The sequence below is a fragment of the Pelomonas sp. BJYL3 genome (assembly GCF_027257975.1).
Lineage (GTDB): Bacteria > Pseudomonadota > Gammaproteobacteria > Burkholderiales > Burkholderiaceae_C > Roseateles_B > Roseateles_B flavus.
This window is the reverse complement of record NZ_JANZKX010000007.1, coordinates 128,741-146,914: the sequence shown is the minus strand read 5'-3', so window position 1 is coordinate 146,914 and position 18,174 is coordinate 128,741. Positions and strand designations below refer to the sequence as shown.

Sequence of the window (18,174 nt, the reverse complement as noted above, 5' to 3'; positions counted from 1 at the left end):
GCCGCCATGGACCGGGCCCCCGCCTCAGCTGGCCAGCCACGCGGCCCCGGCGTGGTCCGGTCGATGCGGCCAGGCGGTCCCCAGGGGCGCGGACCGGTCCTGCGTCAGGGGCCAGGCCTGCACCGGCGGCAGGGCCTGCGCAGTGGCCCTGCCGATGCCGCGGTACCGCAGGCCGACCGCAGCCAGGCGCGCGCCGTCCAGCGCATTGCGCCCGTCCAGCACCAGGGTGCCGCGCAGCCGGTCGCGCAGGGCCTCGGCCGGCAGCTCGGCGAACTGCGGCCAGTCGGTGACCAGCACCAGCACATCGGCCTGCTGCAGCGCCTCCAGGGCGGAGCCCGCCAGATGCAGGCCGGGCCGCTCGCCCAGGGCCTCGCGGGCGGCCGGGCCGGCCATGGGATCGTAGGCCTGCACCTGCGCGCCGCGTGCGAGCAGGGCCCGCACCAGGGCCAGGGCGGGCGAGTCCCGCACGTCGTCGGTCTGCGGCTTGAAGGCCAGGCCCCAGACGGCGATGCGGCGGCCGTCCAGCAGCTCGCCCAGCGCCTCGCAGACCCGCGTCTCCAGCAGGCCGACCATGCGCTCGTTGCTCGCCGCGATGGCATCCAGCATGGGCGTGGCCTGACCCAGGGCCGCGGCGCTGTGGCGCAGCGCGCGCAGATCCTTGGGCAGGCAGGAGCCGCCGAAGCCGCAGCCGGCGCGCAGGAACTGAGCGCCGATGCGCGGATCGCGCCCCAGCCCCTCGCGCACCTGCTCGATGTCCGCCCCCAGGCCTTCGGCCAGCAGGGCCAGCTCGTTCATCAGGCTCAGGCGCGCGGCCAGCATGACATTGGCCGCGTACTTGCACAGCTCGGCGCTGCGCAGGTCCATGGCCAGGAAGGGGCGGCGGTCGGACAGCAGGGGCGCATGCAGCGCGCGCAGGGCCTCGAGCAGGCCGGCATCGTCGCTGCCGGCCACCACCCGTTCGGGCCGCAGGAAGTCCTGCACGGCCAGGCCTTCACGCAGGAACTCGGGATTGGAGGCGATGCCCAGCGGCCAGGACTCCCCGCGCAACGCCAGCTGCTCGCGGATGCGCTGGCGCACCCGCTCGCCCGTGCCCACGGGCACCGTGCTCTTCATCACCACCTGGCGCGGCCCCGGCATGTGGCGGCCGATGGCATCGGCCACCTGCATCACCTGCGCCAGCTCGGCCGCGCCATCCGCCGCGGTGGGGGTGCCGACCGCGATGAACAGCAGCTCGCCGTGCGCCACCGCCTCCTCGGCCGAGCTGCTGAAGCGCAGGCGCCCGGCGCGCATCTGCTCCTGCACGAGTTCGCCCAGCATCGGTTCGTGAAAGGGCAGGCCGCCACGGCGCAGCTGGCGCACGCGCTCGGGCTGGCTGTCCACGCAGACCAGCTCGTGGCCCAGCCAGGCCAGGCAGGCGGCGGTGACCAGCCCCACATACCCGGCCCCGAACACGGCCAGGCGCCGCGGCGCGGTCCGATCCGGCGGCCTGACCTGCGGGCACTGCTCCAGGTCATGCTTCGGGCCCTGCATCGGGCCCTGCATCGGGCCATTCATCAGCTCCTCCATCGGCACTCCTGGCTGCGGGACGATGCCCCGCGGCGGCAGACCGCATGCCCGGCCCCCCCGCTTGCCTCGACGGCGCCCCCTGGTCTTGCGCGCCCCGCCTCCCATGACGATCACCAGCCAGCACCGCGCCCAGGACAAGCTTGCGGCAGAAATTGCGCAGCGCCTGCAGCCGGAGCCGGCCGACCTCTTCCTGCTCAAGCCGCGCCATTCGGCCTTTCTGGGCACGCCGCTGGACCTTGTGCTGAAGGAGATGGGCGCGCAGCGCCTCGTGCTGGTGGGACTGTCCACCGACTTCTGCATCCAGTTCACCGCGATGGACGCCTTCCTGCGGGGCTATGGGCTGCACATTCCCGGCGATTGCACCGCCACCCTGGACCCGCGTCACCAGCGCGCCTCGCTGGCCTATATGCGCTGCGTGCTGAAGGCGGGCACGCGCCGCTGCGGCGCCTGAGCGCGCGCCCTTGGCATCGCGATTGCCAAGCTTCGCCGCCTTCACTGACGGAACTGCGCATGATCACCCTGGGACTGAACGCCTGCTTCCACGATCCCGCCGCCGCCCTGATGCGCGATGGCCAGCTCATCGCCGCGGCCGAGGAGGAGCGCTTCACCCGGATCAAGCACGGCAAGCGCCCCCTGCCCTTCACCGCCTGGGAGCTGCCCTGGCATGCCGTCGACTACTGCCTGGCAGAGGCCGGCATCACGCTGGCCGAGGTCGACCATGTGGCCTACAGCTTCAATCCGCAGCTCTTCATCGATGACCGCGCGCGTGACGGCGGCCTGCGCCTGCCGCTCGAGCCCTCCGCCGAGGACAAGGGCGCCTGGGAGAGCCCCTGGGACCCGCTCTTCGCCAGCTATGTGAGCTGCGCGCCGCGCCTGCTGGTGGACGGCGTGCCGCACCATCTGCGGGCGCGCTTCGCGGGCGTGCGGCATGAGCAGGCGCCCTACGAGTGGCACTTCGTCGCCCACCATCTTTGCCACCAGGCCAGCGCCTTCCTGGCCTCGCCCTTCGAGCGCTGCGCCGTGATGACCCTGGACGGCCGCGGCGAGCGCTCCACCACCACCTACGGCCGCTACCACGACGAGCGCTACAGCACGCTGGGCGAGGTGTTGATGCCGCATTCGCTGGGCCTGCTCTACGAGTCCGTGACCGCCCACCTCGGCTTTCTGCACTCCAGCGACGAATACAAGGTCATGGCCCTGGCCGCGCTGGGCACGCCGCGCTATGCCGGCCTGCTGCGCGAGCATCTGCGCACCGGCGAGCAGGGCCAGTACGAGCTGACGCCGCTGGACATGGAGCGCGCCTTCGGCCCTGCCCGCGGTCCCGGCGGCCGGCTGGACGAGCGCCAGCTGGACCTCGCCGCCTCGCTGCAGGACCTGCTGGAGGAGACCGTGCTGCAGCTGGCCCGCTGGCTGCGCGAGGCCAGCGGCGAGCGCGACCTCGCCATGGCCGGTGGCGTGGCGCTCAACTGCGTGATGAACGCGCGGCTGCGCGACAGCGGGCTCTTCGACGCCGTCTGGGTCCAGCCCGCGGCCGGCGACGCCGGCACCGCCCTGGGTGCGGCGCTGTGGGTGGATGCCCGCGAGCGCCAGCTGGAGGACGGCGCGGACTCCTCCCTGGACCGCCTCTCCAGCACGTTGGCCTCGGCCTCCGCGCCGGTCTACCCGCTGGCGCCGCGGCGCTGGCAGATGGAGCATGTCTACTACGGTCCCGGCTTCGAGGACCAGGAGATCGAGGCCCTGCTGCAGTGGGCCCACCTGGACTACGAACCCCTGGACGACGTCGCCGAGCGCACGGCCGAGCTGCTGGCGGCGAACCGCGTCGTCGGCTGGTTTCAGGGCCGCATGGAGTTCGGCCCGCGGGCCCTGGGGGCGCGCTCCATCCTGGCCTCGCCCATCGACCCGGCCATGCAGGCCCGGCTCAACGAGCTGAAGGACCGCGAGGACTTCCGCCCCGTGGCCCCGGCCGTGCCGCTGGAGGACTTCGCCGACTGGTTCGAGCCCGCCGCGCTGGACGACAGGGGCTCGCCCTTCATGCTCTTTGTCCACCGCCTGCAGCCGGGTCGGCGCGAACGCATTCCCTCGGCCTGCCACACGGACCAGACCGCGCGGGTGCAGACCGTCAGCGGCGAGGGGCATCCGCTCTTCCACCGGCTGCTGAAGGCCTTCGAACGCCACAGCGGCGTGCCGGTGCTCATCAACACCTCCTTCAATGTGCGGGGCCAGCCCATCGTCTGCACGCCGCGCCATGCGCTGGAGGCTTTCTTCAGCACGCCGCTGGATGCCCTGGTGATCGGCCGCTTCCTGCTGCTCAAGCCCGAGCTGCGGCAGCTTGCGCAGGCCGGCAGCCGCCAGCCATGAGGGCCCGGCACGGGGTTTGCCCCTGGAGGGCCATGGGAGCCGCTGGCGGCGCCCGGAGACGCAAAGCCGATGAATCCATCGAAGCACACGGAACTCGCCGGCATCGGCGAGCCACAGCAAGCAGCGCACAGGCGGGACAAGCCCGCTGGCACCCGGTCGTCCCGCCAGCCCCTGGCCCCGGACGATCCCCGCAGCAGGCCGGCCACGCGCGGCCGCACGCGGCAGCGCCCGGCGGCGGAAGGGCCGCCCGCGGGGTCGCCGGACCGGGGCAAGACCTGACCCCCAGCGCCTTGCTTGAACGACCTCCCCATGGGCGCCTCCCGGCGCTCATTTGGCCCGGGCCGCCTCGGCCCGGGCCCTTTCTCTCCTCGGTTTCCACAGCGGCCTGTGGTGCCACTTCATGTCATGCGGCCCCGGCACGGGGCCAGGGAGACTAGCCATGCCTCAACTCCAGCAATACCAGTTCCTGCGCGGCAGCCGCCGCGTCTGCCTCATTGCCGCGGTCTGTGTCGCCACGGGCTGTACCTCCATGGATGAAAGCAGCCGGCGCACGGCGACCGGCGCCGCGGTGGGCGCGACCGCGGGCGCGGTGCTGAGCTCCGTCACGGGCGGCAAGGCCGGCACCGGCGCCGTCATCGGCGGGGCCATCGGCGCGGTGGCCGGCCATGCCTGGTCGCGGCGCATGGAGGAAAAGCAGCGTGCCCTCGAACAGGCCAGCGCCGGCACCGGCGTGGAGGTCAGCCGCACCCAGGACAACCAGCTGCGCGTGCACGTGCCGGGCGACCTGTCCTTCGACACCGGCCGTGCCGACCTGCGGCCCTCCATGCGCCCCGTGCTGGACCAGTTCGCCCGCGAGTTCGGGACCGGCATGCAGGTCAACATCATCGGCCACACGGACAACAGCGGGAACGACGCGCTCAACCAGCCGCTGTCCCTGCAGCGCGCCGAGACCGTGCGGGACTATCTCGCCGCGCGCGGCGTGCCCAGCTCGCAGATGACGGTGGCCGGTCGCGGCTCGCGCGAGCCGCTGGCCGGCAATGACTCCGAGCAGGGTCGGGCGCGCAACCGGCGCGTCGAGATCCTGCTCAGCGAGCGTCCCAGCTGAGGCCGCCTCAGTGACGCGGCGGCGGATCAGGCACCTTGCCGCCGGCCTTGCGGGCCCGCGACAGGCCGATGGCAATGGCCTGCTTCGGGTCCGTGACCTTCTTGCCGCTGCGGCCGCTCCTGAGCTGGCCGTGCTTCTCTTCGTGCAGGGCCTTGGCCACTTCCTGCTGAGCCTTCTTGCCGTACTTCGCCATGGTCTGCTCCCATGGCGCCACCTGGCACCTCTTCTGCCAGGGGCGGCAAGCGCCGTGCCCTGCGCGGGCGCATTCCGCGCCGCATGCCTCCGCACACCGGCTGAGGGCCGGTCAACCGAAACCATCTGAAGGACTGCCCATGGCCAGCCGAAAGCTCCCTCCCCCCTCCGATGAAGGCGCGCCCGCAGGCCCGGGCCGCAAGACCGCGCCCCGCAGCAGCAGTCGGGCCGGCAGCCCGGCGCGCGCCGCCCGGCCGTTGCCCGCCGTGGGCTCGGCGCTGAGCACCGTCTCCGGCCCCGCCCACCTGGACGCCGATCCGCAGGCCGGCCAGAGCCTGCAGACCGAAGCGCAGGTGCGGCTGCTGCGCCGCGCGCTGGGGACCCAGGCCCTGGCCGCGTCCATGCCCGCCAACCGGCACAAGGCCGCGGAACACGGCCGGGGCCAGGCCCTGGAGCCTGTCGCGGGCGAGCAGATCGCCACGCCGGACGAACTGGTCACCGCCAGCACCGTCACCGAAGGCTGGTCCTCGCACAAGGTGGGCGACGGCCTGCAGGAGACGGGCTACAACGCCAGCAACGAGTCCCTGGACCGCGTGCGTGCCGACGCCACCGGCCAGGCGCTGTCCACCAACCAGGGCGTGCGCATCGCCGACAACCAGAACTCGCTGAAGGCCGGACTGCGCGGCCCCTCGCTACTCGAGGACTTCATCCTGCGCGAGAAGCTGACCCACTTCGACCATGAGCGCATCCCCGAACGCGTGGTCCATGCGCGCGGCTCCGGCGCCCACGGCTACTTCGAGTGCTACGACCCGCTGCCGGACCTGACCCAGGCCGCGCCCTTCGCAGCAGCGGGCAAGCGCACGCCAGTGTTCGTGCGCTTCTCCACCGTGGCCGGCGAGCGCGGCTCGGCCGACACCGTGCGCGACGTGCGCGGCTTCGCGGTGAAGTTCTACACCGAGGACGGCAACTGGGACCTGGTGGGCAACAACATCCCGGTCTTCTTCATCCAGGACGCGATGAAGTTCCCCGACCTCGTGCACGCCCTGAAGCCCGAGCCTCACCATGCCATGCCCCAGGCCTCCAGCGCGCACGACACCTTCTGGGACTTCGTCTCCCTGAGCCCCGAGTCCACGCACATGCTGATGTGGGTGATGTCGGATCGCGCCATCCCGCGCAGCTACCGCATGATGCAGGGCTTCGGCGTGCACACCTTCCGCCTGGTCAATGCCCAGGGCGAGTCGCGGCTGTGCAAGTTCCACTGGACGCCGGTGGCCGGCACGCACTCCCTGCTGTGGGACGAGGCGGTGAAGATCGCCGGCGCCGACCCGGACTTCCACCGCCGCGACCTCTGGGAAGCCATCGAGGGCGGCCTGCATCCCGAGTGGGAGCTGGGCCTGCAGGTCTTCAGCGAGGACGAGGCGGAGGCCTTCGACTTCGACGTGCTGGACCCCACCAAGCTGGTCCCCGAGGAGCTGGTGCCGGTGCGGCCCGTCGGCCGCCTGGTGCTGACGCGCAACCCGGACAACTTCTTCGCCGAGACCGAGCAGGTGGCCTTCTGCACGGCCCACATCATTCCCGGCATCGACTTCACCAGCGACCCGCTGCTGCAGGGCCGCATCCATTCCTATGTCGACACCCAGCTCACCCGGCTGGGCGGCCCGAACTTCCACGAGATCCCCATCAACACGCCCACCGCGCAGGTGCACAACCACCAGCGCGACGGCATGCACCGCCAGGTCATCGCCCGCGGCCGCGTAGCCTATGAGCCCAATTCGCTGGGCGGCGGCTGCCCCTTCCAGGCGGGGCGTGCCGGCTTCATCAGCTTCCCCGAGCCCGTGCAGGGCGAGAAGCTGCGCGCCAAGCCGGAGCGCTTTGCCGAGCACCATGCCCAGGCGCGGCTGTTCTGGCGCAGCCAGACCCTGGTCGAGCAGGCGCACGTCGTGGCGGCCTTCCGCTTCGAGCTCTCGCGGGTGCAGGTGGCGGCGGTGCGCACGCGCGTGCTCTCGCAGCTGGCCCGCGTGGACGTGCGCCTCGCCAGCGCGGTGGCCGCGGGCCTGGGACTGCCGGTGCCCGAGCCTGCGCCCCTGCTGGTGCCCGCCCCGGCGGAGGCCGAGACCGACCCGCCCGCCTCGGCCGGACTGTCCCTGATGGCACGCCCGGGCGAGGGGTCGCTGGCGGGGCGCCGCGTGGCGCTGCTGAGTCATGCGGGCATGGACGTCGCCGGCATGCGCAGCGTCCAGGCGGCCCTGCTCGCGGCAGGCGCCGTGCCGCGCTTCATCGGCCGCCGTCTGGGCACCCTGGAGCCGTCGCTGGACGGCGAGGCGCTGCAGGTGGAGGTCACGCTGGAGGCCGCCCCCTCGGTGCTATGGGACGCCCTCGTGCTGCCTGACGGCGCCGTGGCGGACGGCCGCGGCCTGCCGCTGCAACGCCAGCCGGAGCTCGTGGACTTCGTCCGCGATCAGTACCGCCACTGCAAGCCCCTGCTGATGCTGGGCGACGCGGCCGAGCTGCTGCGGGCCGCCGGCGTGCCCGAGGCCCTGCTGGACGGCGACCCGCAGCTGGGTCTGTTCCGCTGCGAGGCGCCGCGCGACCCGGCCCTGCAGATCGACGCCGACTCCGTGTCCAGCTTCATCGCCGCGCTGGCCCGCCATCGCCATTTCGAAAGAGAGGCCCTGGGTGACTGAGCCTTCGCTGCGCGCCGACACCCGACTGGCAACACCTGACCCCGCCTTCCTGGCTGCGGTCCGTCCGCTGCCGGAGGAACTGGAGGGTCTGGCCCCGCGCCTGCTGGCGGCGGTGATCCATGACGTTGCGCCCTCGAGCTGGTCCGACTGCCGCAGCCTGATCGACCAGCTGGACGAGATGGGCATCCGGCCGCTGAGCCTGCTGGCGGTGCCACGCTTCCATGGCAGCCCCCGCGACCCGGCCTTCGAGCGCTGGCTGCTGCAGCGCGCCGAGGCGGGCGACGAACTGGTGCTGCACGGCTACGACCACCGCGACCCGCTGCTGCCCCGGGGTGGCTGGCAGCGAGTGAAGCGCCTGTGGTACACGCACGGCGAGGGCGAGTTCTCCGCCCTGCCCTATGCCGAGGCGCGGCGCCGGCTGACGGCGGGGCGGCGCTGGATGGAGTCCCTGGGGGTGAGGCCGGCCGGCTTCGTGCCGCCAGCCTGGCTGATGAGCGCCGGCAGCTGGGAGGCCCTGCGCGAGCAGCCCCTGCTCTACACCTGCACCCTGCGCCAGGTGGTGCTGCTTCCTCACGGTCCGACGCTCAGCGCCATGGCCCAGGTGTGGAGCGCACGCAGTGCCTCGCGGCGCCTGGCCTCGGCCTGGTGGAATGCCGCCCTGCTGAGCCTGCAGGCCGAGCGCCCCTTGCTGCGCCTGGAGCTTCACCCCCTGGATGCCCGCCATGCCTCGGCCCGCCGCTCCTGGCAGCGGGTGGCCACGGCAGCCATGAGCCAGCGCCGCCAGCCGGTCAGCCTGCTGCAGGTGGCGCAGCTGCTGGAGAGCACCGCCTGAGGTCAGACCCCGAACTGCCGCAGCAGGAGCAGGCACAGGCTGCCGCCCATCAGGCCCAGCAGGCAGGCGGCGAGCACGTCGCTGGGATAGTGCAGGCCCAGGACCAAGCGGGACAGGGCGATGGCCAGGCTCAGCGGCCACAGCAGCCAGCCCCAGCGCGGGTCCTGCGCCGAGAGCACCAGGCTGAAGGCGAGCGCATGCAGCGTATGGCCGCTGGGAAAGCTGTGGCGGTCCAGCCGCGCCTCCAGGGCCTGCACGCCCTCGCAGCATTCGCAGGGCCGGGCACGGGCGAAGGCAGCCTTGAGCCCCTTCACCAGCAGCACGTGCAGCGCGCCCATGGCCACCAGGGCCGGCGCCAGCAAGGGCCGGCCGCCGGGCCAGGCCTGCAGCGCGATGAGCAGGCCCCACAGCGGTCCGTTGCCGGCACGGCTGGCCAGCACCATGAGGCGCAGCAGGACGGGGTGGCGGGCGCGGCCATGCAGTCCGCGCAGGCAGGCGAGCTCGCAGCGCCGGGACAGGGCTAGCGCCGGGCTGCGGGCGGCCCAGGCGGCCAGGGCCTCGCGCAGCGACGGCGCGGAGCGCTTGCGTGCGGGCAGGGCCTCCGAGTCCATGCTCAGACGGCCGGCATCTGCAGGGCCGCGGCCAGCGGCCGCTCCTCGCAGAGCTGCTGCAGCGTCGTCTCGAAGCGGGCCAGCAGCTCCGGCAGATGCTGCTGCAGCGCCGTCCGCCGGGCCTGCAGCCGCATCGTGTTGAAGACGGCCGGCGGCGCGGCGAAGCGCAGCGCGCCGTCGAGGAAGGCGGTGTCGTCGCCCACCGTGGCCAGGAAGCCGTTGAGGCGCGGCACGATGAGGTCCGCCGCCGCGGCCGTGTTGAAGGCCAGCACCGGCAGGCCCGAGGCCATGGCCTCCAGGGTCACGTTGCCGAAGGTGTCGGAGAGGCTGGGGAAGAGGAAGGCGTCGGCGCTGGCATAGGCGCGCGACAGCGCCTCGCCGCGCAGCACGCCCAGAAAGCGCGCGGCCGGGTAGCGCCGCTCCAGGCGCGCACGCAGGGGCCCGTCCCCCACCACGATCATGCGGCAATCCGGCCGCGCCCGGCTCAGCAGGGCATGGGCGCGCAGGGCCAGCTCCACGTTCTTCTCGGCGGCCAGCCGGCCCACATGCAGCAGAACCGGCCCCCTGCCCGCCTGCCATTCGGCGCGCAGGGCCTCGCAGCGCCAGGCGGGCGAGAAGCGGTCGGCATCGACGCCCCGTCCCAGCAGCTGCAGATGCCGAAAGCCCCGCGCCGCCAGCTGGCGGTAGGCCGAGCGGGAGGGCACGAAGGTGCGCTGGGTGCGGTTGTGCAGCTGGCGCAGGCCGGCCTCGACCAGCGGGGACAGCAGGCCCAGGCCGTAGTAGCGGCTGTACTGGTGGAAGTTGGTGCGGAAGTCCGAGCTCAGCGCCAGGCCCAGCTTGCGCGCGGCCCGCACCGCGGCCCAGGCCAGGGGGCCCGGGGTGGCGATGTGCACCAGCTCCGCCTGGCGTTCCTGCAGCCGGCGCGCCACGGCCGCCGCCGAGGCCAGGCCGAAGCGGAGCTCGGGATAGACGGGGATGGGACAGCCGGTGCAGAGCCATTCCTGCCCGCCCGCCGGCGCCGGGCGCTCGCCGCGCTGGGCCGGCCTCAGCAGGTCGACCTCATGCCCGCGGCCGCGCAGGTAGCTGACCACCCGCTCCACGCCAAGGGCGACGCCGTTGAGTTCGGGCGGATAGGTTTCGGTGACATAGGCGATACGCACGAGGCCTCCTCGGAACAGGCGGGACGGGATGGATGAAGCACCGCAGGGGCAATCGGCGCGCCTTCGCCGCTGCCCGCGACGCTTCAGATGGCTCCCACGCTGCCCGTCACCGGCAGGACCACGCCGCTGATGTAGGACGAGCACACCGACGAGGCCAGGAACACATAGGCCGGGGACAGCTCCTCGGGCTGGGCGGGGCGCTTCATGTCGCTGTGCCTGCCGAACTGGGGGACCTGCTCGGCCGGCAGATCGGCCGGGTTCAATGGCGTCCAGACCGGGCCCGGCGCGACCGCATTGACGCGGATGCCCTCGGGCAGCAGCGCCAGCGCCAGGGCCTTGGTGAAGGCATGGACCGCGCCCTTGCTGGCCGAGTAGTCGATCAGCTTCGCGTTGCCGCGCAGGCCGGTGGACGAGCCCGTGTTGATGATGCAGGCACCCCGCCTCAGGTGCGGCAGCGCGGCCCGCGCCATCTGCAGGTAGCCGAAGACATTGGTGCGGAAGGTGCGCTCAAGCTGCTCCTGGTCAATGTCCAGCAGGGAGTCCGCGTGCCGCTGGAAGGCGGCGTTGTTGACGAGCACGTCGAGGCGGCCCAGCTCGTCCACGCAGGCACGCACGGCGGACTCGCAGAAGTCGGGCTCCTGCACGTCGCCGGCCACGACCAGGGCACGCCGCCCCTCGGCCTCGACCAAGTCCGCCGTGTGCCGGGCGTCCTCATGAGAGCTGAGGTGCACGATGCACACATCGGCGCCCTCACGCGCGAAGAGCACGGCCACGGCGCGGCCGATGCCGGAGTCTCCGCCCGTGATCAGCGCGACCAGGCCCTGCAGCTTGCCGCTGCCCTGGTAGTGCTCGGCCATGAAGCGCGGCGGCGGATCCAGCCGGGCTTCGCTGCCGGACCCGGACAGGTGCTGCGGCGGCGGCTGGTCGGACGGCGTGGCGGGGGGCTCCTGGGCGTCGATGGCCCGCCCTTGCGAATGGCTCATGGTGGGACTCCTGGCTGTGCGGTCTTGGGGCTGACAGGGGGCGCCAGCAGGCTGACAGGCGGTGCCCCCGCGGTATCGCCTGCAGGCAAGTGGCGATCCGGGACGGCCGCCCGCGCGAGGCAGGCAGGCGCGCCGATTGCAGGTGAGCGCCCGGGCCCTCTTGCGCGGCCCCAGGAGATGTCCATGCCCATTCAGCGCACCCCCACCCTGCACGCCCACACCACGCCGCCCATCCCCCCGGAGCTGCCGCCTGTGCCGCCGCCGCCTCACGGGCCGCAGCGCTCGCCGGACCCGCTGCCGCCCGACATCCAGGAGCCCGAGCCCATCGAGATGCCCCCGCCCCTGGGTGAACCGCCCACCATGCCCCCGCCCATGGGGCTGCCGGCCCATGCGCGGCGCCGGAGCCCCGCCTGGCGCAGCCCCTGCCGGCTGCTGCGGCACGATTTGCCGACAGAGCTGCGGCAAGCGCCCGTCAGGGTCTGACATTCATGCCGCAGCGAATACTGCAACGCGCCGCCGGAGGGGCCCTGCTCTCCGGCCTGCTGCTGGTCCTGCGCGGCCGGCGTGACGATGGCGACGGCGCCGTGCCCCTCAACGCCATCAGCCACTGGCTGTGGCCCCGCAGCGCCTTCCGCGCACGGGGCTTCAGCGCTCGCCACACGGTCACGGGCGCGCTGATCCATTTCGGCGCGTCCTGCTTCTGGAGCCTGGTCTTCGAGGGCCGCCGGCTGCTGCGCGGCGCGCAGGCGCCGGAGCCCCGGCCCCAGGAGGTCCTGCGGGATGCTCTGGCCCTGAGCGCCTTGGCGGCCTGGGTGGACCTGAAAGGGGTGCCGCCCGCCCTGAGCCCCGGCTTCGAGCGTCGCCTGCGGGCCGACAGCCTGTGCCTGGTCTACCTGGGCTTTGCCGTCGGCCTCGCACTGGGCGAGCTGTGCAAGGCCGCCCCGCGAGCGCCGCGCCCGGCCCGGCTCGTGCCGAGCCCGGCGCAGCACGCGCCGCTCGCCGCAGCGCCCCCCGCGCGGAGGGCCGCATGAAGCCCGACGGCCGTCGCGGACCCCTGATCGTGGCCGGCGTGCTGCTGGGCCTGGGCCTGGGCGGGATGGCGCATGGCATCCTCTTCCACGAGATCCTGCAGAGCCACCACACCATGTCGGCCTGGCTGCCTCCCGAGACGCTGCAGGACCTGCGCCTCAACCAGTTCATCGACGGCCTCTTCCTGGGCCTGATGTGGATCTTCCTGCTGCTGGGCCTGGTCCTGCTCTACGGAGCGGGGCGGGGGACGCAGCGCTGGTGGTCGGCCAGCGGCCTGCTGGGCGCCGGCCTGCTGGGCTGGGGCCTGTTCGAGGTGCTCGACGGCCTGGTGTGCCACTACTGGCTGGGCCTGAACCTGCTGATGGGCGCGCCCGGCGAAGCGGCCGAACCCGGCGTCCGGGAGGCCGCCCTGCTGGCCTGCGCCCTGCTGCTGATGCTGTCCGGCGCGCTGCTGCTGCGCCGGGCCCTCGGGCAGGGCCGAGCGGCGGCCCGGCTTCGCTGAGTCGCTCGGCGCGTGATCCAGCGGTGGCTCGCCGCTGTTGCCTGTCCCGCACTTCCCGTCCCGCTCGTACGCCGATTGCCGGACCCCTTCCGCCAGCTTCGCGTTGAAAGCTGATGGAAGGAGTGAACCGATGAAGCGATCCTTTCGAACCCCTGCGCTGACCCATCTGATGGTCAGCTGGATGGCCGCCGTCGGCACTGCGGCCTGGGCCCTGGCCGGTACGGCCGACACGCCCAAGGAACCCGGCACCCGGCCGCACGCGGCCTCGGGCCCGCATTCCGATGGCGCCGACGCCGTTCTTCAGACGCGCCAGCGCGCCGGCAACACCGGCAAGGTCTCGAAGAGCGACCAGCAGTTCCTCAGCAAGTCCGCCGCGGCCGGCAGGGCCGAGGTCGAGATGGGCCGACTGGGGCAGACGCGCGCCCAGAGCAGCGAGGTGAAGAGCTTCGCCGAGCGCATGGTGCAGGAACACACAAGGGTCTACGGCGAGCTGCAGGCCCTGGCCAGCAGCCGTGGCCTGCTCGGCCCGGACGACACCGGCACGACGAGCACGGCATCGTCCCGGTCGGACAGGCTCATGGAGGCGCCACCCGCCGCGGGCATCGGCGCTCGCCCCAGCAGCGGTCCCGGCAGCAACACCGCAAGCTCCTCGACGGCAACGCCCGGCACCGGCATGCCCATGGGCAGCATGGGCAGCGCGGACGGCTCGCATCCGAAGCTGTCGGCGTCCGCCCAGCACAGCCTGGACCGCCTGCAGGGCCTCAACGGTGCAGAGTTCGACCGCGAGTTCATGAAGCAGATGGTGACGGACCACAAGGCTGCGGTCGCGGACTTCCAGCGCGCTGCCACCTCGGCCGGCGATCCCGAGGTCAAGACCTTCGCCCAGAAGACGCTGCCCGGCCTGCAGGAACACCTGCAGCTGGCCCGCAGCCTGAGCGAGCGCCTGGCCGCCTCTGAACGCCGCTAGCCCGCAGGAGTCCCACGATGAGCAAGGTATCCGGCAAGGTATCCGACGTGATGACGCGCGGGGTCCGCACCCTGACGCCCGAGGACAGCATGCTGCAGGCCGCACAGGCCATGGAGACGCTGGACGTGGGCGTCATCCCCGTCTGCGATGGCGAGCGCCTGGTGGGCCTGGTGACGGACCGCGACCTGGTGCTGCGCGGCATGGCCCAGGGCTATCCGGCCGACACCACCCGGCTGGACGGCATGATCACCCGCGAGGTGCAGTGCTGCCACGAGGACGACTCGCTGGACGAGGTGCTGCACAAGATGGGCGATGCCGCCGTCCGGCGCCTGCCGGTGCTGGACGCCGAGCATCGCCTGGTCGGCATGGTCACCCTGGGCGACGTGGCCGCCAGGACAAGTGCGGCCGAGCACGGCAGGACCGGCCAGGCGCTGTCGGATATCTCCCAGCCCACCGGCCCGGCCCATGCGGGCGCGCCGCGGACCACCGGCACCACGGGCGGCGGCGCGGCCGAGGACCCCTCGCAGCCACTCAGTGCCTGAGCGTGGGGCGGGGGGCTCCGGGGTCGGGCACGGGGCTTGCCTGAACCGGGTGAGCGGCAGCCCGTCTGCCGATCAAGCCCCTCAACTTCGGAGCCCTCCATGCACGACAAATTTCAACGAGCCCACGGCCAACCGAGCTTGCGCCCCCTGTGGATCGCGACCCTGCTGGGCCTGGCCGCCCTGACGAGCCAAGCCCAGACCGCCACCCCGCCCAGCAGCCCCACCGCCACCCGGCAGGTCGCCCAGGCGACATCGCGCGATGCGCGCGTCAGCCAGCTGATCGGCAAGGACGTGCGCAATCCGCAGGGAGAAAAGCTCGGGGAAATCAATGACCTCATCATTGACGTCAACAACGAAGTCATTCACTACGCCATCCTGTCCTTCGGCGGCTTTCTGGGGCTGGGCGACAAGCTCTTCGCCTACCCCCTGACGGTGTTCCGCCATTCCATGGACCGCGACGAGCTGGTGCTGGACGTGGACAAGGAACGCCTGCGCCGCGCCCCCGGCTTCGAGCGCAAGCACTGGCCGGACTGGACCTCGCCGGACTACAACAGCTCGATCGAGCGCCACTTCGGCCCCGGCGCTCGCATCATGCCCAAGCCCAATGCGCACCTGCTGCGCGCCAGCCAACTGATGGACAAGAACGTCGACGACAGCAACGGCAAGAACGCCGGCGAGATCAAGGACCTGGTGGTGTCCATGGCCACGGGCCGCCTGCGCTACGCCGTGCTGGACTTCGACCGCTCCTGGAACATGAACGACCGCCTGCTGACGCTGCCGATGAAGTCTCTGCGCTTCCCGGCGGACACCAAGGCCGACCTGGTCCTGCTGGTGCCGCGCGAGCAGCTGGACGCCAAGCAGGGCTTCGAGAAGAAGCAGTGGCCCGATGTCAACGATCCCAACTACCGCCGCCAGGTGGATGCCACGCTGGACCGGCTGGGCGCGGCCACGCGCTGACGCACCCGGCTCAGGGAGACACCGGCCCGGCCTCAGGCCTGGGCCGGGCAGAAGAAGGGGCGACCGAGGTCGCCCCTTCTTCTTGACGGTGGCGTCCGGCCGGCGCCCCGCTCAGGGCACCGAGCTGGCCGAGGAGGCCGGCGTCTGCGGCAACGGGGCGGAGGCCTGCAGGTCGGGCTGGGTGCTCGTGCGGCCCGTGTCCGGTGCCGGGACGTCATTGCGCCGCTCGCAGGCGGACAGGCACAGCAGGGCCGCCGCGCACAGCAGCACGGCCTTGGATCGGTGAGTCGGGGGGGGAATCATCATCGCTATAACTCCTGGGTTGTGGGCCTCATCATCAGGCGCCGCGGCCGGTCGTGGCGCGGTGCCGTCGACCCTTGCGGAGCAAACCGTGTGCCCTGGGCGCACGCCTTGCCCGCAGCACGGACGGCGCCGTGCCGTGGCCCTGAACGAAGGACAAGAGATGGACTCGAAACGATCACATGAGCGCCGCCCGGGGGACCGTCCGCATCGGCCCGGCAAACCCAGCGATGGACTGGACCACGGCCCCGTGGCGCCCGGCTCGCCGCTGCCTCCCGACGATCACGACCTGGCCCTGCCCCATGAGCGGGACGAGTCCAGCGGCAGTGCCTCGACGGCGCCGCACGGCAGCGGAGCGGCGGGCGAGCGCCAGCGCGAGGTGATGGGCCAGGCCGCGGCCGACCTCGCCCAGGGCCAGGTGGACACCGACCTGCACGCCACCCCCGGCCTCGATGCCCAGCGGCGCAAGGAACTGATGGACCCCGCGGCCGGTCCGCCCCCTCCCCCGGGGGCCGCTCCTGGGCGCCGCTGAGCGCACCACCGAGGGCGCCCGGGGACGCGCGATTCAGGCATGCTGGCGGCGCCGTTCCACCGCGTCGATCTTCAGCATCTGCCGGTACTTGGTCACCGTGCGCCGCGCCACCACCAGGCCCTGGCGGGCCAGCAGCCGGGTGATGTCGGCGTCGGACAAGGGCGTGCTGGGATTCTCGGCGTCGATGATGTCCTTGATCAGGCCGCGGATGGCCGTGCCCGAGCAGGCGCTGCCGTTGCTGCTGACGATGGCGCGGGAGAAGAAGTACTTCAGCTCATAGACGCCGCTGGGCGTGGCGAGGTACTTGTTGTTCGTCACCCGCGAGACGGTGGACTCGTGGATGCCCACCTCATCAGCAATTTCCTTGAGGCCCAGGGGCTTCATGGCCATGGCGCCGAACTCCAGGAAATGGCGCTGGCGGCGCACGATGGCGGCAGCCACGTCCATGATGGTGGCGAAGCGCTGGTCGATGTTGCGCAGGGTCCAGCGCGCCTCCTGGAGATGGCTGGCCATCTCGCTGTCGCCCTGGCGGCGGTGACGCTGGAACAGCTCGGCATAGACCTGGTTCATGCGCACCCGCGGGATGACGGCCGGGTTCAGCTGTACGCGCCACTGGCCACCTACTTTCGACGTCAGCGCATCCGGCACGATGTAGGCGGCCTGCGAGCTGCTGAAGCGCCAGCCCGGCCGGGGATCCAGGCGGCGCAGGCGCAGGCAGACGGCCTCGGCCTCGGCCGGCGTCACGCCCAGGCGTTCGGCCAGGGCCGGCATGTCGCGCGTGGCCAGCAGCTCGATGTGGTCCCGCACGATGCATTCCGCCAGGCCGCGGGTGTGCTCGCAGTCGATGCCCGGCAGCTGCAGCCAGAGGCTCTCGGCCACCGTGCGGGCGCCCACGCCCGCCGGGTCCAGGGACTGCACGCGCTTCAGGGCGATCTGCATCTCGTCCATGTCCGCCGCAGGCTCCAGGCCGCTGAGGGGCGCCAGCTCCTCCAGCGGGGTGCGCAGGTAGCCGTCTTCGTCCACGGACTCCGCCACGATGCAGGCCAGCACATGGTCACGCTCGGGCAGGTTCAGCACATTGATCTGGCTGCGCAGATGGTCGTGGAGGCTCTGGGGGACGGGCGTGAGGTCCAGGGCGCCGAACTCGCCGTCCTCCGGGCGGCTGCCGCCGGAGCCGCCCTCGGCATTCCAGATTTCCCTGTCGTCCGCCAGGTCGGCTTCGGCGGCCTCCACCGGCGGCGGCGCTTCGGCCAGCTCCGTGGGCGTGGGCTCCGCGGGCGGCGGGGCCAGGGGAAGCTCGGTCTCCTCGGTGCCGTCCGCGCCCTCGGCGGTCTCCAGGAAGGGATTGCGTCCCAGCATGTCGTGCACCATGGCGCTGAAGTCCAGCGAGGACATCTGCAGCAGCCGGACCGCGTGCTGCAGGCGCGGTGACAGGGTCTGCGTCTGACGCTGCGAGGTTCGAAGTTCGGTGAAGATCAATTGCGCACTCCCATGACGTGATTGAACGGATGAGCGGTGACTCGCAACTTGCATGCCGGCCCGCCGCTGCCCGCTGTCCGTGCGCCGCCTGGGAGGCGCGCTTGCCCGCAGCACTTTCTCGCGCAGCACCGCGAATTCATTGGGATTTCACGGACATGGCGGCGCCTGCCCACGAACCGCCTGACGCATGTAAGCAGCCGTACAAGCGGCCATCAGGGTCTTTGGCCCGGGCGATCAGCGCCCACACCCCCCGATCCCGGGGGCCTTCGCGGCAAGACTTGCGGCAATTCCTTCGCGCGCGCTGCGACCCCAGCTGCAGCGCTGGTGCAGGCCAGGCGCGGCAATTGCCCGGAGGGACAGCGGGCCCTGCCCGCA

General features: G+C 72.4%; 19 protein-coding genes. 12 read left to right on the top strand and 7 right to left on the bottom strand.

The annotated features are described in order from the left end of the window. Positions 1-24: 24 nt before the first annotated feature. Entirely contained in the window at positions 25-1,554 is a 1,530-nt protein-coding gene (locus O9Y01_RS20020; protein ID WP_269633392.1) for a UDP-glucose dehydrogenase family protein, read from the bottom strand. A 115-nt stretch (positions 1,555-1,669) separates the two neighbouring features. Between O9Y01_RS20020 and O9Y01_RS20015 the strand changes: the two genes are divergently transcribed. The 3 genes from O9Y01_RS20015 (at position 1,670) to O9Y01_RS20005 (ending at position 5,029) form a co-directional block, all read left to right on the top strand. Next, positions 1,670-2,017: a cysteine hydrolase family protein gene (locus tag O9Y01_RS20015; RefSeq protein WP_269633391.1), complete on the top strand. Its 348-nt coding sequence runs from the start codon at positions 1,670-1,672 to the stop codon at positions 2,015-2,017. 59 nt (positions 2,018-2,076) lie between these two features. Next, the gene (locus tag O9Y01_RS20010) at positions 2,077-3,924 is read left to right on the top strand and encodes a carbamoyltransferase family protein (RefSeq protein ID WP_269633390.1); all 1,848 of its coding nucleotides are present in this window, start codon (positions 2,077-2,079) and stop codon (positions 3,922-3,924) included. 439 nt (positions 3,925-4,363) lie between these two features. Continuing rightward, complete coding sequence (locus tag O9Y01_RS20005; RefSeq protein WP_269633389.1) at positions 4,364-5,029, top strand: OmpA family protein; 666 nt, start codon at positions 4,364-4,366, stop codon at positions 5,027-5,029. 7 nt (positions 5,030-5,036) lie between these two features. On the opposite strand, the gene O9Y01_RS20000 is transcribed toward O9Y01_RS20005, so the two are convergent. Further along, entirely contained in the window at positions 5,037-5,222 is a 186-nt protein-coding gene (locus O9Y01_RS20000; RefSeq protein ID WP_269633388.1) for a DUF6496 domain-containing protein, read from the bottom strand. Positions 5,223-5,361: 139 nt separating this feature from the next. Between O9Y01_RS20000 and O9Y01_RS19995 the strand changes: the two genes are divergently transcribed. After that, positions 5,362-7,905 carry a catalase gene (locus O9Y01_RS19995; RefSeq protein ID WP_269633387.1) on the top strand — a complete coding sequence of 848 codons (2,544 nt, stop codon included), beginning with the start codon at positions 5,362-5,364 and terminating at the stop codon, positions 7,903-7,905. Continuing rightward, on the top strand, positions 7,898-8,737 hold the full coding sequence (locus O9Y01_RS19990; protein ID WP_269633386.1) for a polysaccharide deacetylase family protein: 840 nt from the start codon (positions 7,898-7,900) through the stop codon (positions 8,735-8,737). The genes O9Y01_RS19995 and O9Y01_RS19990 overlap by 8 nt, the downstream gene beginning before the upstream one ends. Positions 8,738-8,739: 2 nt before the next feature. Here the strand turns inward: O9Y01_RS19990 and O9Y01_RS19985 are convergent, their stop codons facing one another. From O9Y01_RS19985 to O9Y01_RS19975, 3 genes are all read right to left on the bottom strand, one after another. Then, positions 8,740-9,348: a phosphatase PAP2 family protein gene (locus O9Y01_RS19985; RefSeq protein WP_269633385.1), complete on the bottom strand. Its 609-nt coding sequence runs from the start codon at positions 9,346-9,348 to the stop codon at positions 8,740-8,742. A gap of 2 nt (positions 9,349-9,350) precedes the next feature. Further along, positions 9,351-10,508 carry a glycosyltransferase family 4 protein gene (locus O9Y01_RS19980; RefSeq protein WP_269633384.1) on the bottom strand — a complete coding sequence of 386 codons (1,158 nt, stop codon included), beginning with the start codon at positions 10,506-10,508 and terminating at the stop codon, positions 9,351-9,353. 83 nt (positions 10,509-10,591) lie between these two features. Beyond that, the gene (locus O9Y01_RS19975) at positions 10,592-11,491 is read right to left on the bottom strand and encodes an SDR family oxidoreductase (protein ID WP_269633383.1); all 900 of its coding nucleotides are present in this window, start codon (positions 11,489-11,491) and stop codon (positions 10,592-10,594) included. Between the two features lie 183 nt (positions 11,492-11,674). Here O9Y01_RS19975 and O9Y01_RS19970 point away from each other — a divergent pair, with 183 nt between their 5' ends. The 6 genes from O9Y01_RS19970 to O9Y01_RS19945 all read left to right on the top strand — a co-directional run bounded on the left by O9Y01_RS19970 (position 11,675) and on the right by O9Y01_RS19945 (position 15,488). Beyond that, the gene (locus O9Y01_RS19970; protein WP_269633382.1) at positions 11,675-11,974 is read left to right on the top strand and encodes a hypothetical protein; all 300 of its coding nucleotides are present in this window, start codon (positions 11,675-11,677) and stop codon (positions 11,972-11,974) included. A gap of 5 nt (positions 11,975-11,979) precedes the next feature. After that, entirely contained in the window at positions 11,980-12,522 is a 543-nt protein-coding gene (locus tag O9Y01_RS19965) for a hypothetical protein (protein WP_269633381.1), read from the top strand. Then, positions 12,519-13,022: a DUF2243 domain-containing protein gene (locus O9Y01_RS19960; protein WP_269633380.1), complete on the top strand. Its 504-nt coding sequence runs from the start codon at positions 12,519-12,521 to the stop codon at positions 13,020-13,022. The genes O9Y01_RS19965 and O9Y01_RS19960 overlap by 4 nt, the downstream gene beginning before the upstream one ends. Before the next feature lie 130 nt (positions 13,023-13,152). After that, complete coding sequence (locus O9Y01_RS19955; protein WP_269633379.1) at positions 13,153-13,989, top strand: DUF4142 domain-containing protein; 837 nt, start codon at positions 13,153-13,155, stop codon at positions 13,987-13,989. A gap of 17 nt (positions 13,990-14,006) precedes the next feature. Then, positions 14,007-14,531 (top strand): CBS domain-containing protein, encoded by a 525-nt coding sequence (locus O9Y01_RS19950; protein ID WP_269633378.1) that lies wholly within the window; start codon positions 14,007-14,009, stop codon positions 14,529-14,531. Between the two features lie 99 nt (positions 14,532-14,630). Beyond that, the gene (locus O9Y01_RS19945) at positions 14,631-15,488 is read left to right on the top strand and encodes a PRC-barrel domain-containing protein (RefSeq protein WP_269633377.1); all 858 of its coding nucleotides are present in this window, start codon (positions 14,631-14,633) and stop codon (positions 15,486-15,488) included. A 111-nt stretch (positions 15,489-15,599) separates the two neighbouring features. Here O9Y01_RS19945 and O9Y01_RS19940 read toward each other — a convergent pair whose 3' ends face one another. Further along, positions 15,600-15,794 (bottom strand): hypothetical protein, encoded by a 195-nt coding sequence (locus O9Y01_RS19940; protein ID WP_269633376.1) that lies wholly within the window; start codon positions 15,792-15,794, stop codon positions 15,600-15,602. A gap of 157 nt (positions 15,795-15,951) precedes the next feature. Between O9Y01_RS19940 and O9Y01_RS19935 the strand changes: the two genes are divergently transcribed. After that, positions 15,952-16,320 (top strand): hypothetical protein, encoded by a 369-nt coding sequence (locus O9Y01_RS19935; protein WP_269633375.1) that lies wholly within the window; start codon positions 15,952-15,954, stop codon positions 16,318-16,320. Between the two features lie 33 nt (positions 16,321-16,353). Here the strand turns inward: O9Y01_RS19935 and rpoN are convergent, their stop codons facing one another. Next, positions 16,354-17,799, bottom strand: a complete 1,446-nt coding sequence (gene rpoN, locus O9Y01_RS19930) for an RNA polymerase factor sigma-54 (RefSeq protein WP_269633374.1) — start codon at positions 17,797-17,799, stop codon at positions 16,354-16,356. Positions 17,800-18,174: the final 375 nt, after the last annotated feature.

Coding starts and splice junctions, on each gene's coding strand:
- O9Y01_RS20010 (WP_269633390.1), top strand. CDS start 2,077: ATGATCACCCTGGGACTGAACGCCTGCTTCCACGATCCCGCCGCCGCC.
- O9Y01_RS19950 (WP_269633378.1), top strand. CDS start 14,007: ATGAGCAAGGTATCCGGCAAGGTATCCGACGTGATGACGCGCGGGGTC.
- O9Y01_RS20005 (WP_269633389.1), top strand. CDS start 4,364: ATGCCTCAACTCCAGCAATACCAGTTCCTGCGCGGCAGCCGCCGCGTC.
- O9Y01_RS19955 (WP_269633379.1), top strand. CDS start 13,153: ATGAAGCGATCCTTTCGAACCCCTGCGCTGACCCATCTGATGGTCAGC.
- O9Y01_RS19935 (WP_269633375.1), top strand. CDS start 15,952: ATGGACTCGAAACGATCACATGAGCGCCGCCCGGGGGACCGTCCGCAT.
- O9Y01_RS19965 (WP_269633381.1), top strand. CDS start 11,980: ATGCCGCAGCGAATACTGCAACGCGCCGCCGGAGGGGCCCTGCTCTCC.
- O9Y01_RS19960 (WP_269633380.1), top strand. CDS start 12,519: ATGAAGCCCGACGGCCGTCGCGGACCCCTGATCGTGGCCGGCGTGCTG.
- O9Y01_RS19975 (WP_269633383.1), bottom strand. CDS start 11,491: ATGAGCCATTCGCAAGGGCGGGCCATCGACGCCCAGGAGCCCCCCGCC.
- O9Y01_RS20020 (WP_269633392.1), bottom strand. CDS start 1,554: ATGAATGGCCCGATGCAGGGCCCGATGCAGGGCCCGAAGCATGACCTG.
- O9Y01_RS19945 (WP_269633377.1), top strand. CDS start 14,631: ATGCACGACAAATTTCAACGAGCCCACGGCCAACCGAGCTTGCGCCCC.
- O9Y01_RS19985 (WP_269633385.1), bottom strand. CDS start 9,348: ATGGACTCGGAGGCCCTGCCCGCACGCAAGCGCTCCGCGCCGTCGCTG.
- O9Y01_RS19940 (WP_269633376.1), bottom strand. CDS start 15,794: ATGATGATTCCCCCCCCGACTCACCGATCCAAGGCCGTGCTGCTGTGC.
- O9Y01_RS19970 (WP_269633382.1), top strand. CDS start 11,675: ATGCCCATTCAGCGCACCCCCACCCTGCACGCCCACACCACGCCGCCC.
- O9Y01_RS19995 (WP_269633387.1), top strand. CDS start 5,362: ATGGCCAGCCGAAAGCTCCCTCCCCCCTCCGATGAAGGCGCGCCCGCA.
- O9Y01_RS20015 (WP_269633391.1), top strand. CDS start 1,670: ATGACGATCACCAGCCAGCACCGCGCCCAGGACAAGCTTGCGGCAGAA.
- O9Y01_RS20000 (WP_269633388.1), bottom strand. CDS start 5,222: ATGGCGAAGTACGGCAAGAAGGCTCAGCAGGAAGTGGCCAAGGCCCTG.